Raw genomic sequence first — 13,659 nt, 5'->3', positions numbered from 1 at the left:
CTTAGTCGGCCAGCTCCAGAATGCGTGCTACCAGCTGGGAGAAGGACATCCCCGCCTGTTTCGCCGCCATCGGCACCAGACTGTGGCTGGTCATACCCGGTGAAGTATTCACTTCCAGCAGGCAGAAGCTGCCGTCGCTGTCCATCATTACGTCCACGCGTCCCCAACCGCTGCATCCCAACGCCCGCCAGGCATTCAGCACCAGCTCGTTCAATTCAGTCTCTTTCTCCGCACTTAAACCGCTTGGGCAGAAGTATTGAGTATCGTCAGAAATATATTTTGCTTGATAGTCATAAAAATCGCTGGCGGGCTGAATACGGATTGAAGGCAGAATCTGGTCGCCAACGATGCCTACGGTATACTCCGGGCCGCTAAGAAACTTCTCTACTAACACGTCATCATCATGACGAAACGCTTCTTCCAGCGCTGCCGGAAGCTCAGAAGCCTGATTAACACGCGTGATGCCGACGCTGGAACCTTCACTGCTCGGCTTAACGAACAGCGGCATACCCAGCTGGGCGATGCGCTGCGCCAGCGAGTCATTCAGTCCCGCTTCCATCTGTTGACGATTGATCATCACATAAGGCGCTACCGGTAACCCCATGCCCTGCCACAGCAGTTTGGAACGCCATTTATCCATGGTAATTGCCGAGGCCATGACGCCGCTGCCGGTATAGGGAATATCGAGAAAATCGAGCACGCCCTGCAGCGTACCATCTTCCCCGCCGCGCCCGTGCAGCGCGATAAAGACTTTTGTAAACCCTTCTTCTTTTAACCGCATAACCGGAAAATCGCGCGTGTCGACGCCGTGCGCGTTAATGCCAGCTTCTTTCAGGCCCGCGAGCACTGCTTCGCCTGACATCAGTGAGACGTCGCGTTCGGCGGAGTGACCGCCCAGCAATACCGCTACTTTTTCAGCCATGGTGTTCCTCTTCGTTGGTCTGCGGTTTCAGTTTCTGCTCGGCCAGTCGGCGAGCAATTTTACCTACGTTGCCAGCGCCCTGAACCAGAATTAAATCGTTGCCGCTCAGCGTCGGCGCCAGCATATCCAGAATCGCCTCATGATCCGGCACCAGAATCGGATCGACTTTGCCGCGTCCACGAATGGTACGGCAGAGCGAGCGGCTGTCCGCACCGGGAATCGGCGATTCACCGGCGGCGTAGACATCCAGCATTAGCAGCACGTCTACCTGCGACAGCACGTTAGCGAAGTCATCATAAAGATCGCGCGTGCGCGTGTAGCGATGAGGCTGAAAAATCATCACCAGTTTTTTATCCGGCCAGCCCGCACGCGCGGCTTTAATGGTGGCGTCCACCTCGGTAGGATGATGACCGTAATCGTCCACCAACATGGCGCTGCCCGCAGTGCCGTTAACCGCATTCAGCGGGAACTCGCCAAGAAAATCGAAACGGCGTCCGGTGCCCTGGAAACTCTCCAGCGCGCTGAGGATATCTTCATCTTCGATACCCTCTTCCGTCGCCACGGCTACCGCCGCCGCCGCGTTCAGGGCATTGTGTCGTCCCGGCGCGTTCAGCGTGACGTGCATCAGCGGCTTATCGTGACGCACCAGGGTAAAGCGCCCCTGCGCGCCGTGCTGCTCATAATTTTCAATCCGCACGTCAGCATCGTCGCTGAAGCCGTAGGTGGTAATCTGGCGTCCGACGCGCGGAAGCAGATCGCGAATCACCGCATCGTCCACGCACAACACTGCACGCCCGTAAAATGGCAAGTTGTGCAGAAAATTAATAAACGTCTGCTTCAGGTTTTCGAAGTCGCCCTGGTAAGTATCCATATGATCGGCTTCGATATTGGTCACAATGGCGACCATCGGCTGCAAATGTAAAAACGAAGCATCGCTCTCGTCCGCTTCGGCAATCAGATAACGGCTGCTGCCGAGGCGCGCATGCGTCCCCGCCGCCTTCACCAGGCCACCGTTAACGAAAGTTGGATCGAGACCGCCTTCGGCATAAATACTGGTTACCATCGCCGTGGTAGTGGTTTTCCCGTGCGTCCCCGCAACCGCAATGCCGTGACGGAATCGCATCAGCTCCGCCAGCATCTCTGCACGGCGGATCACCGGAATGCGCGCTTCACGCGCGGCAATGATCTCCGGGTTATCCTGGGTTATCGCGCTGGAAACCACGACCACGCTGGCATCGCTGACATTTTCCGGGCGATGATGAAAATAGATCGTTGCGCCCAGCCCGGTGAGATGCTGCGTCACCGCGTTTGGCGCTAAATCGGAACCGCTAATCTGATAACCTTCATTGGCCAACACTTCGGCGATACCGCCCATGCCAGCACCACCGATGCCGACAAAGTGAATGTGCCGGACGCGACGCATCTCGGGCACGATAGAACGCAGTTTCGCCAGTTGTTGAGTATTCATCGTTTCTTTTGCCTGTCGGTACCGCTGGTACCTTATCTTTTCTTTATGCCGTTAACGCGCAGCGGCGCTAACTTCTGCCGCTACCCGTTCGGTGGCGTCGGGAATCGCTACCTGACGCGCTTTTTGCGCCATCAGCAACAGCGTGGGACGATCCCACTGCCGTAACGTTTCCGCCACCCTGTCCGCAGTAAACTGCGGCTGTTCGAAAATTCGTGCTGCGCCCGCTTTTTCCAGCGGCAGCGCATTCCAGTACTGCTGACGATCTTTATGCTGAAAAGGGACGAATATGGCTGGTAAACCCGCCGCCGCCACTTCACTGACGGTCAGCGCGCCGGAACGGCACACCACCACGTCAGCCCAGCCATAGGCTGCCGCCATGTCATCAATAAATTCAGCAATTTTATGCTGCGTTTGCCCGACGCTTTCATAATCGGCCTCTACCTGATGTTGATTACCTTTACCGGTCTGGTGCCAGATAGTGACGCTATCTCCCAGACGCGCTGCCACCTGCGGCAAGGTCTGGTTAAGTATGCGCGCGCCCTGGCTGCCGCCAATCACCAACACCCGAATCGGCCCTTCACGACCGGCCAGACGTTGTTCAGGGCTGCTTAATGCCAGCACATCGGTACGTACCGGGTTACCCACCACATCCGCGTGTGGGAATGCACCGGGAAACGCCTGCATGACTTTGGTAGCCAGCTTCGCCAGCCATTTGTTGGTCAATCCGGCAATGCCGTTTTGCTCATGCAATACCACCGGAATACCGCAGCTCCACGCCGCCAGCCCACCGGGGCCGGAAACATAGCCGCCCATCCCCAGTACCACATCGGGTTTCCAGCTTTTCATAATGCGACGCGCCTGACGCCAGGCGTTGAAAATCCGCAACGGCGCGGCTAACAGCGCCTTAATACCTTTGCCGCGTAATCCGCTGATGCGGATAAAATCAATGTCGATACCATGTTTCGGCACTAAATCGGCTTCCATTCGGTCGGCAGTGCCCAGCCAGCGCACCTGCCATCCCTGCGCCATCAGATGATGAGCAACAGCCAGGCCCGGAAAAACATGCCCGCCGGTTCCGCCTGCCATCACCATCAACCGCTTTTCACTCATCGCGCACCTCGGGTAAACGCCTGCGCTTTACTCAGACGCGTTTCATAATCTATGCGTAACAACAACACGATGGCCGTCGACATAATAATCAGACTGGAACCACCGTAACTGATTAACGGCAACGTCAGGCCTTTAGTCGGCAGCATACCCGCCGCCGCGCCAACGTTAACCAGCGCCTGGAAGCTAAACCAGACGCCAATAGAACAGGCGAGAAAACCGGAAAAGCGCTGATCGATTTCCAGCGCACGTCGGCCAATGGACATCGCCCGAAAAGCGACGAAGAATACCATTAACAGCGCCAAAACCACACCGATATAACCGAGTTCTTCTCCGATAATAGAGAAAATGAAGTCGGTGTGAGCCTCCGGTAAATATTCCAGTTTCTGCACTGAGTTACCTAATCCCTGCCCCCAAAATTCACCGCGTCCGAAGGCCATCAGCGACTGGGTAAGCTGATAACCGCTACCGAACGGATCCTCCCACGGATCCCAGAAGGAGGTGACGCGGCGCATACGATAGGGTTCGGCGATGATCAACAGGATCACCGCGAAAATGCCCGATCCGATGATCGCCAGAAACTGCCACAGCTTAGCGCCCGCAAGGAACAACATCGCCAGCGTAGTGACGAACAGCACCACCACGGTGCCGAGGTCGGGCTGTGCCAGCAGCAGCACGGCCAGCACCACCATTACGCCCATCGGCTTACAGAAGCCCCAGAAGTTGTTGCGAACTTCCTCAACCTTGCGCACCAGGTAGCTGGCGAGATAGCAAAACAGCGACAGCTTGGAAAGCTCGGCGGGCTGAATACGCAGCGGCCCCAACGCAATCCAGCGCGAGGCACCGTTGACTGAACTGCCCACCACCAGCACGATCAGCAGCATAAGCACCGAGGCCAGCAGCATAACGTTGCTGTAGCGCTGCCACACTTCCATCGGCACGCGCAGCGTGACCAGCGCCATAACAAAAGCAAGCAGCAGGTAAAAGGCGTCACGCTTGGCGAAGAAGAAAGGATCTTCTGACAAACGCTGCCCTACCGGCATCGAGGCGGAAGTCACCATCACGAAGCCGATAATTGCCAGCCCGAAGGTCAGCCACAGCAGGGTGCGATCGTACAGCACCATAGTAGCCGCATCGCCGCCGTCACGAGCGCCCATGACCCATTCACGCAGGCGCGTTACCACGCCACCCGCCAGCCCAATGCCTGGAATACGCATCAGCCCAGCTCCCGCGCCAGCTGCGCAAAGCTATCGCCGCGCTGCTCAAAGTTACGGAACTGATCGAGACTGGCGCAGGCGGGCGATAGCAATACGATATCGCCCGCACGCACCTGCGGCGCGATAGCTGCCATCGCTTCCGCCAGCGTATCGGTCAGGGTAGATATCTCAGGACGCAGCGTTGCCAGCGCAGCACCGTCACGTCCATAGCAGTACACGCGAATCGCCTCGCCCTGCAAATAGCGCTTCAGCGGCGTGAAATCCGCTGACTTGCCGTCACCGCCCAGCAGCAGCCAGAGCGTTCCCTGCGCCTGCACACCACTTAATGCCGCCTCGGTGCTGCCGACATTGGTTGCTTTCGAATCGTTGATCCAGCGTACGCCGTTGCGCTCGTGTACCAGCTGAAAACGGTGTGCCAGCCCCTGAAAAGTGGTCAGTGCTTTTAAACTACTGGCTCGCGGGATACCAGCCGCATCGGCCAGCGCCAGCGCCGCCAGCGCGTTAGTGTAGTTATGCAGCCCTACCAGTTTCATCTCGTCGGTATTTAAGATCTTTTCGCCACGCACGCGCAGCCAGATACTGCCCTGCTGCCGGTTAAGATGATAATCACCGACATCCACGCCAAAGCTGACGCAGCGTTCATCCGCGCCACGCACCGGCATCGTTAGTGCATCATCCGCATTGACCACGCAGACCGTCGCATTGTCATAGATGCGCAACTTAGCGGCCCGGTACTGCTGTAGCCCCAACGGATAGCGATCCATATGATCTTCAGTAACGTTGAGGATGGTCGCCGCGGCTGCCCTCAGGCTACGCGTGGTTTCGAGCTGGAAGCTGGAGAGTTCCAGCACATACAGCTGAGCAGGCTGTTCTAACAGGCTGAGCGCAGGCAGACCGATATTGCCGCCGACGCCTACCGCCCAACCGGCGGCCTTTGCCATTTCACCCACCAGCGTGGTAACCGTACTTTTACCGTTGGAACCGGTAATCGCGACAATTGGCGCCTGCGCCTCGCGGCAGAACAGTTCGATATCGCCGACGATTTCCACCCCCGCTTCGGCGGCCTGCGCCAGCAAAGGATGAGAGAGCGCAATGCCAGGACTGGCGACGATTAAATCCGCCGCCAGCAGCCAGTCTCCGTTCAGCGATCCCAAATGACGCTCGACGCTGTCAGAAAGCTTTTCCAGGCCGGGAGGCGAGACTCGGGTATCCATCACACGCGGCGTTACGCCCTGCGATAAAAAGAAATCAACGCAGGAGAGGCCTGTCAGCCCCAGCCCGATAATGACAACTTTTTTACCCTGATAGTCAGCCATAATTAACGCACCTTAAGGGTTGCCAGGCCAATCAGCACCAGCATTAGCGAAATAATCCAGAAGCGCACGATAACGCGCGGCTCCGGCCAGCCTTTCAGTTCATAGTGGTGATGGATCGGTGCCATACGGAAAATACGCTGGCCGCGCAGCTTGAACGATCCCACCTGCAAAATAACGGAGAGCGTTTCAACCACAAACACACCGCCCATAATCACCAGCAAAAACTCCTGGCGCAGCAGCACCGCGATAGTGCCCAACGCGCCCCCCAGCGCCAGCGAGCCGACATCGCCCATAAATACCTGAGCAGGATAGGTGTTGAACCACAGGAAGCCCAGCCCGGCTCCTACAATGGCGGTACAGACAATTACCAGTTCACCCGCGTGACGCAGATAGGGAATATGCAGATAGCCCGCAAAGTTCATGTTACCGGTAGCCCAGGCGACCAGCGCAAAGCCTGCCGCCACGAAGACCGTTGGCATAATCGCCAGCCCGTCCAGACCATCGGTCAGGTTGACCGCGTTACTGGTGCCGACAATCACGAAATAGGAAAGCAGGATATAGAGCAGCCCCAGCTGCGGCATCACATCTTTGAAAAACGGCACCACCAGCTGCGTGGCGGGCGTATCTTTGCCAACGGCATACATGGTGAAGGCCACCGCCAACGCGATAAGCGACTGCCAGAAATATTTCCAGCGGGCAATCAGCCCTTTGGTGTCTTTGCGCACCACTTTGCGGTAATCGTCAACGAAACCGACGGCACCGTAGCCTACCAGCACCGTCAGCACGCACCAGACGTAAGGATTGGAGGGATAGGCCCACATCAGCACCGAAATGGTGATGGAGGTCAGAATCATGATGCCGCCCATGGTTGGCGTGCCGCGCTTGCTGAAGTGCGATTCCGGCCCTTCGCTGCGCACTACCTGCCCTATCTGCAATTTTTGCAGCCAGGCGATCATCCGCGGTCCCATCCACAACGAAATAAACAACGCGGTCAGCAGGCTGACGATGGCGCGAAACGTCAGATATGAAAAGACGTTAAAGCCGGAATAAAAAGCGACCAGATGTTCGGCCAGCCAAACTAACATGTTTCTTTCTCCTGTAAGGCACGCACTACCTGCTCCATGGCGGCACTACGAGAACCTTTAACTAAAACGGTAATAACCTGATGTTCGGCAAGCAGCGATGACAGGCGGGCAATCAGCGTAGCCTTATTGTCAAAGTGCTCACCCACGCCGCTGGCATCACTGATATGCTGGCTTAGCGTCCCTACGCTCAGCACTTTATCAAGGCCAGCGCGACAGGCTGCCTCTCCTACCTCACGATGGCACGCCACCGCCTCAGCGCCCAGCTCCGCCATATCGCCGGTGACCATAACGCGATAACCCGGCATCTCTGCCAGTACCTGAACGGCAGCGGTCATCGAACCCACGTTAGCGTTATAGCTGTCGTCGAGCAGCAGCTTCTGCGGCCCCAGTGCGACAGGAAACAGGCGGCCCGGTACCGCTTGCAGCGACGCCAGACCCTGAGCAATCGCTTCAGGCGGCGCGCCTACCGACAGCGCCAGCGCGCTGGCGGCCAGTGCGTTAGCGATGTTGTGTCGCCCCGGCAGCGGCAGCGTTACCGCTAACGCGCCCTGCGGCGTATGCAGCGTAAAATCGGTGCCCTGCGGCTTAACCACTACATCGGTAGCGTAGAAATCTGCCGCTACACCTGCGGTTGCTGAAAAACGCCAGATGCGCTGCTGACCAAGCTGCTGTTGCCAGTTCGCCCAGTCATTGCTGTCGAGGTTAATAATTGCCGTGCCGTTTTCCGGCAGGCCAAGGAAAATCTCACCCTTCGCTTTTGCCACGCCTGCCAGCGAGCCAAAGCCTTCGAGATGGGCAGCGGCAAGGTTATTGACCAGCGCGCTTTCCGGGCGCGTCAGGCCGGTGGTCCAGGCAATTTCACCCTGATGGTTCGCGCCCAGCTCAATGACCGCATACCGGTGTGCGGTAGTTAAACGCAGCAAAGTCAGCGGTACACCGATATCATTGTTCAGATTACCAGCGGTGTAGAGCGTTTCGCCGCACTGACGCAGAATGGCGGCGGTCATCTCTTTTACCGAAGTTTTACCGGAGGAGCCGGTAAGCGCCACAACGTGAGCACTTACCTGCTGTCGAACCCAGGCTGCCAGCAAACCTAGCGCAATACGCGTATCGCTAACCACCACCTGCGGCACGTTAACTTGCAAGCGCTTACTCACTAATAATGCTGCCGCGCCGCTGGCAATCGCCTCGCTGGCGAAATCATGCGCATCGAAACGATCGCCCTTCAGCGCAATAAACAGCGAGCCCGGAGTAACCTTGCGGGTATCGGTGGTCACATCGTCAATGGTTAATGCGCGATCGCCGATGAGCGTTCCATCGGTCACCTGTGCCAGCGTGGTAAGAGAAAGACGAATCATGCGATCACCCCCAGCAAACGCGCTACGGTGACGCGATCGGAGTAGTCGAGACGACGATTGCCAATAATCTGATAATCTTCATGCCCTTTGCCTGCCACCAGCACGATATCCTGCGGCTGCGCCTGCATAATGGTGTTGGTAACCGCCTGAGCACGCCCTGCCATCACGCGGGCGCGGCCCGGATCGAGCAGGCCGCCAAGGATGTCGTTGACGATCGCCGCCGGATCTTCGCTGCGCGGGTTATCATCAGTAATCACCACCACATCCGCGCACTGCTCGGCAATCGCCCCCATTAGTGGGCGCTTACCTTTATCGCGATCGCCGCCGCAGCCGAAGACACACCACAGCCTGCCGGTACAGTGCAAACGCGCCGCTTCCAGCGCTTTTTCCAGTGCATCAGGCGTATGGGCGTAATCCACCACCACGGTAGGCTTATTCGGCGCGTTAAAGACCTCCATGCGTCCACATACCGGCTGTAGCTGACGCGCGCTGGCAACCAGCTTCGCCAGTGGATAGCCCAGCGTCAGCAGCGTCGCCAGCGCCAGCAGCAGATTGCTGACGTTAAAAGCGCCCATCAGGCGGCTTTCAATTTCGCCATCGCCCCAGCTGGAGGAGAAGTTAATCGTCGCGCCGTTGTCGTGGTAGCGAATCCCGGTCGCTTTCAGCCAGCGTCCGTGCACATCCGGCAGCAGATTGTTTTCCATGGTCACGGCAACCGCATCCGGCAATTTTTCCAGCCAGCGGCGGCCCACTTCATCGTCGGCGTTAATAATCGCTTCGCCAACCTGATGTTCAGAAAACAGCAGCCACTTAGCGGATTCGTAGCGCGTCATATCACCGTGATAATCGAGGTGATCGCGGCTGAGGTTGGTAAATACGGCGGCAGCAAAAGGTAGTGCCGCCACGCGGTGCTGCACCAGGCCGTGCGAAGAGACTTCCATCGCCGCTACGGTAGCGCCCTGCTCCACCAGACTATGCAGCATTTGCTGTACGTCTACCGCCGAACCGGTGGTGTTTTCTGTTGGCATCAGATGTCCGTAAAGCCCGTTACCGACGGTGCCCATTACCGCGCCGGTTTCGCCCAGCAGGTTAGCCCACTGCGCCAGGAGCTGAGTGGTGGTGGTTTTGCCGTTGGTGCCGGTTACGCCAATTAAACGCAGCTGCTCACCCGGCTGCTGATAAAAACGTCCGGCCAGAGCCGAAAGGCGCTGCGGCAGCTGCGCCAGGTAAATGACCGGCACGCCGTGCATTTCACGAATCTCGCCATCCTCCGCCTCGCCTTCGGCTTCGGCAACTACCGCCGATACGCCCTGCGCGATGGCCTGAGGAATAAAACGTCGCCCATCAACGTTATGGCCTGCAACAGCCACAAACAGATCGCCGGACGCCGCCACGCGGCTGTCCAGTGTCATTTCTCGAAGCGGACGCTCCGGCGCGCCAGGCACCCACGGAGCCAGTAAGTCGCGCAAGTTACGATCTGTCACTTGAATCCTCTTTCTTGTTGTTAACCAACTCATTCTTTTCGCCGACCGGCAACGCATCCGGCTCAACATTCATGGTGCGTAACACGCCACCCATGATGGCACCGAATACCGGGGCCGACACCGCACCACCGTAATATTTCCCCGCCTGCGGATCGTTAATCACCACCACCAGCGCAAAGCGCGGATGGCTGGCTGGCGCGACGCCTGCGGTATAGGCGATGTATTTGTTTACGTAGCGACCGTCAGGCCCGACTTTTTTCGCCGTACCGGTTTTAATGGCAATGCGATAGCCTTTAATTGCCGCTTTGACGCCGCCGCCGCCCGGCAGCGCCACGCTTTCCATCATATGAACCACGGTTTTCACCAGCGGTTCGGGAAAGACGCGCTGACCGGGAACCGGCGGATCGACTTTAGTGATCGAGAGCGGTCGTGCAATGCCATAGCTGCCGATGGTGGCATAAACGCGCGCCAGCTGGAGCGGCGTTACCATCAGCCCATAGCCGAATGAGAAGGTGGCCCTTTCAATATCGGACCACCTTTGTTTGTGGGGATACAGGCCACTGCTTTCCCCTACCAACCCCAAATTGGTTGGTTTGCCCAGCCCAAAGCGTGAATATGTTTCCACTAGCGCTGAGGAGGGCATCGCTAACGCCAGTTTTGATACCCCGACGTTACTCGATTTCTGCAAAATTCCGGTAAGCGTAAGCTCGTTGTAGCGCGCTACATCTTTGATTTCATGTCCGTTTACCCGATAAGGAATGGTGTTCAGTACACTGTTTTCCCGCACCACACCACGTTGCAGCGCGGTCATTACTACCATCGGTTTTACGGTAGAACCGGGTTCAAAGATGTCGGTAATCGCGCGGTTACGCATAACATCTTTCGGCGTATTGCTGAGGTTGTTTGGGTTATAGGCCGGACTGTTAGCCATCGCCAGCACTTCGCCGGTATTCACATCCACCAGCACGGCGGTACCCGACTCCGCTTTGTTAAAGGCCACCGCATTATTCAGCTCGCGGTAGACCAGCGCCTGCAAACGCTCATCAATACTGAGCGCCAGATTATGTGCCGCCTGGCTATCCACCGAAGAAATATCTTCAATCACGCGCCCGTAGCGATCTTTACGTACCGTTCGCTCACCCGGCTGTCCGGTCAGCCAGCGATCGAAGCTTTTTTCCACGCCTTCGATCCCCTGCCCGTCGATATTGGTAAAACCGATCAAATGAGAGGTGACCTGCCCGGCAGGATAGTAGCGGCGCGACTCTTCGCGCAGATGAATACCCGGTAGCTTAAGTTTTTTAACGTAGTCGCCAATTGAGGGATTTACCTGGCGCGCCAGATAGACGAAACGCCCTTTAGGATTGGCATTAACACGGCTGGCGAGCTGATCGAGCGGCACGGAAAGCGCATCGGCCAGCGCCTGCCAGCGGCTGTCGAGCGTAATTCCGCCGTGATCGTGCAATTCTTTCGGGTCAGCCCAGATGGCATTAACCGGCACGCTTACCGCCAGCGGGCGTCCGGCGCGATCGGTAATCATACCGCGCGCGGTAGGAATCGACTGTACGCGCAGGGAGCGCATATCGCCCTCGCGTACCAGACGTTCAGGATTGATAACCTGTAGCCACGCCACGCGCAGCATCAGTCCTACCAGCGCCACGAGAATACCGCCGCACAGCAACGCAAAACGCCAGCTAACAAAGCTGGCTTGATCGTCCTGTTTTTTCAACTTAGGCGCCCTGGTAGCGGATCTCATAGAGTCCGGGTTTCCTTATTGCTGTACCACAATATTTTCCTGTGACGGGTCGACATGCTGCATCTGCAGTTTTTCCGTCGCCGTACGCTCAACGCGACTGTGATCGCCCAGCGCGTTCTCTTCCAAAATTAAATTACGCCATTCAATATCGAGCGCATCACGCTCCAGCACCAGCTGCTCGCGCTGCGCCGTCAGCAGACGGGTTTTATGCGCCGTGGTCACCACCAGTACGGCGGAAACCAGTACCGCTGCCAGCAGCAGCAGCGGAATTTTGCCGTGGCGCATCAGATCGCCGCCGATAACGCCAGGCAGACTGTGCCGTTCATTGCCAATCATGATGTGGTTCTCTCCGCGATACGCAGAACGGAACTGCGCGCGCGCGGGTTTTCAGCCACCTCCGCCTCACCCGGCATCATCTTGCCAAGCGCTTTTAACTGGCGTCCGCCCAGCTTTTGCAGCTGTGCCTCGGTCATCGGTAGACCGGCGGGCACCTGCGGCCCACGGCTCTGTTCGCGCATAAAACGTTTCACTAACCGATCTTCCAGAGAATGGAAACTGATAATCGACAGCCGTCCACCGGGCGCCAGCGCGCTCAGTGAACCTTTCAGCGCCTGTTCAATTTCTTCCAGTTCGCTGTTAACCCAAATGCGGATGGCCTGGAAACTGCGCGTTGCCGGATGCTTAAACTTATCTTTAATCGGCGTTGCGGCAGCAATAACTTCCGCCAGCTCTTTGGTGCGCGTCATCGGCTGTAGCCGGTTACGTTCAACGATGGCGCGCGCAATGCGTTTCGCGAAGCGCTCTTCACCATAGGTTTTCAGCACAAAGGCGATATCGTTCTCTTCTGCCTGCAGCAACCATTCAGCAGCAGAAAGACCGCGCGTGGGATCCATGCGCATATCCAGCGGCCCGTCACGCATAAAGGAGAAACCGCGTTCGGCATCGTCCAGCTGCGGCGAAGAGACGCCGAGATCGAGCAGAATGCCATCCACCTTGCCGGTTAAGTCGCGAGCATCAACGTACTCTGCCAGCGCAGAAAAAGGACCGTGAATAATAGTAAAGCGCGGATCGTTAATCGCAGCGGCGGCGGCAATAGCCTGCGGATCGCGGTCGATAGCGAACAGCCTGCCCTGCTCTCCCAGCCGGGAAAGGATCAGGCGCGAATGACCACCCCGACCGAAAGTGCCGTCGATATAAACGCCGTCTGCTTTAATGTTGAGCGCGTTAACGGCCTCATCTAACAGCACCGTGGTATGTATAAAGTTATCCTGCATAAGCTATAGCGACAAATCCTGCAACCGCTCTGAAAGCGGCTCCTGAGCGGCTTGCTCAGAGTCAATATCTTCCCTGACTTGTTGATACCAGGTCTGTTCATCCCACAGTTCAAACTTATTGAACTGCCCAACCAGCATCACTTCTTTTGTCAGATGTGCATGCTGACGCAGCGTGCTGGCCAGCAGCAGCCGTCCGGCGCTATCCATCTGACACTCGCTCGCATGACCCAACAGCAACCGTTGCACACGACGCTCGGCAGGGTTCATGCTGGATAAGCGAGATAATTTTTGTTCAATAATTTCCCACTGGGGTAAGGTATAAAGCAGCAGGCAGGGCTGATGGAGGTCAATGGTGCAAACCATCTGGCCTTGCGCTTCCTCAATTAGCGTTTCGCGATAACGCGTTGGCACGGCCAGCCGCCCTTTGCTATCGAGGTTGACTAAGGTAGCGCCACGAAACATGTCAGCTGATGCCCTCAGTTACCCTTTTTTGCCACTTTATCCCACATTTTCCCACGAAAGGAGTTTACGGAGCGGAGGAAATCATTGTCAAGCTACGCGGGAAGCCAGACAGAATTATTTCCTGGCATGAGAAAAGGCGGAAAGAGAGAAATGAAGTTCTATTTATCCCATCGGGGAAAATAAACTAATGAATAGTGGCAAAAAATTCAAAAT

General features: G+C 57.0%; 12 protein-coding genes. All 12 read right to left on the bottom strand.

Features of this window, described 5'->3' with window-relative positions; translation table 11 throughout:
• Window position 1: 1 nt before the first annotated feature.
• Genes C7M51_RS00150 through mraZ form a run of 12 tightly spaced genes read right to left on the bottom strand, consistent with a single transcriptional unit; the run spans window position 2 to window position 13,446 of the window.
• Window positions 2-922, bottom strand: coding sequence for a D-alanine--D-alanine ligase (locus tag C7M51_RS00150; RefSeq protein ID WP_160619605.1), 921 nt, complete (start codon window positions 920-922; stop codon window positions 2-4).
• A complete protein-coding gene (gene murC, locus C7M51_RS00145) occupies window positions 915-2,390 on the bottom strand; it encodes a UDP-N-acetylmuramate--L-alanine ligase (protein WP_160619604.1) in 1,476 nt (491 codons plus the stop codon). The genes C7M51_RS00150 and murC overlap by 8 nt, the downstream gene beginning before the upstream one ends.
• A 51-nt stretch (window positions 2,391-2,441) precedes the next feature.
• Window positions 2,442-3,500, bottom strand: coding sequence for an undecaprenyldiphospho-muramoylpentapeptide beta-N-acetylglucosaminyltransferase (gene murG, locus C7M51_RS00140; protein ID WP_160619603.1), 1,059 nt, complete (start codon window positions 3,498-3,500; stop codon window positions 2,442-2,444).
• Window positions 3,497-4,714 (bottom strand): cell division protein FtsW, encoded by a 1,218-nt coding sequence (gene ftsW / locus C7M51_RS00135; protein WP_160619602.1) that lies wholly within the window; start codon window positions 4,712-4,714, stop codon window positions 3,497-3,499. The genes murG and ftsW overlap by 4 nt, the downstream gene beginning before the upstream one ends.
• Window positions 4,714-6,030, bottom strand: coding sequence for a UDP-N-acetylmuramoyl-L-alanine--D-glutamate ligase (gene murD / locus C7M51_RS00130; RefSeq protein WP_160619601.1), 1,317 nt, complete (start codon window positions 6,028-6,030; stop codon window positions 4,714-4,716). Before murD ends, ftsW begins: the two co-directional genes overlap by 1 nt.
• Before the next feature lie 2 nt (window positions 6,031-6,032).
• Entirely contained in the window at window positions 6,033-7,115 is a 1,083-nt protein-coding gene (mraY, locus tag C7M51_RS00125) for a phospho-N-acetylmuramoyl-pentapeptide-transferase (RefSeq protein ID WP_160619600.1), read from the bottom strand.
• Window positions 7,109-8,473: a UDP-N-acetylmuramoyl-tripeptide--D-alanyl-D-alanine ligase gene (gene murF, locus C7M51_RS00120; RefSeq protein ID WP_160619599.1), complete on the bottom strand. Its 1,365-nt coding sequence runs from the start codon at window positions 8,471-8,473 to the stop codon at window positions 7,109-7,111. The genes mraY and murF overlap by 7 nt, the downstream gene beginning before the upstream one ends.
• Window positions 8,470-9,957 (bottom strand): UDP-N-acetylmuramoyl-L-alanyl-D-glutamate--2,6-diaminopimelate ligase, encoded by a 1,488-nt coding sequence (murE, locus tag C7M51_RS00115; RefSeq protein ID WP_160619598.1) that lies wholly within the window; start codon window positions 9,955-9,957, stop codon window positions 8,470-8,472. Before murE ends, murF begins: the two co-directional genes overlap by 4 nt.
• The gene (locus C7M51_RS00110; protein ID WP_160619597.1) at window positions 9,944-11,710 is read right to left on the bottom strand and encodes a peptidoglycan glycosyltransferase FtsI; all 1,767 of its coding nucleotides are present in this window, start codon (window positions 11,708-11,710) and stop codon (window positions 9,944-9,946) included. The genes murE and C7M51_RS00110 overlap by 14 nt, the downstream gene beginning before the upstream one ends.
• Window positions 11,711-11,725: 15 nt before the next feature.
• Window positions 11,726-12,046: a cell division protein FtsL gene (gene ftsL / locus C7M51_RS00105; protein WP_160619596.1), complete on the bottom strand. Its 321-nt coding sequence runs from the start codon at window positions 12,044-12,046 to the stop codon at window positions 11,726-11,728.
• Window positions 12,043-12,984, bottom strand: coding sequence for a 16S rRNA (cytosine(1402)-N(4))-methyltransferase RsmH (gene rsmH / locus C7M51_RS00100; RefSeq protein WP_160619595.1), 942 nt, complete (start codon window positions 12,982-12,984; stop codon window positions 12,043-12,045). Before rsmH ends, ftsL begins: the two co-directional genes overlap by 4 nt.
• A gap of 3 nt (window positions 12,985-12,987) precedes the next feature.
• On the bottom strand, window positions 12,988-13,446 hold the full coding sequence (gene mraZ, locus C7M51_RS00095) for a division/cell wall cluster transcriptional repressor MraZ (protein ID WP_160619594.1): 459 nt from the start codon (window positions 13,444-13,446) through the stop codon (window positions 12,988-12,990).
• Window positions 13,447-13,659 lie beyond the last annotated feature (213 nt).

The organism is Mixta intestinalis (assembly GCF_009914055.1).
Taxonomy (GTDB): domain Bacteria; phylum Pseudomonadota; class Gammaproteobacteria; order Enterobacterales; family Enterobacteriaceae; genus Mixta; species Mixta intestinalis.
This window is presented reverse-complemented; position numbering and strand designations above follow the sequence as displayed.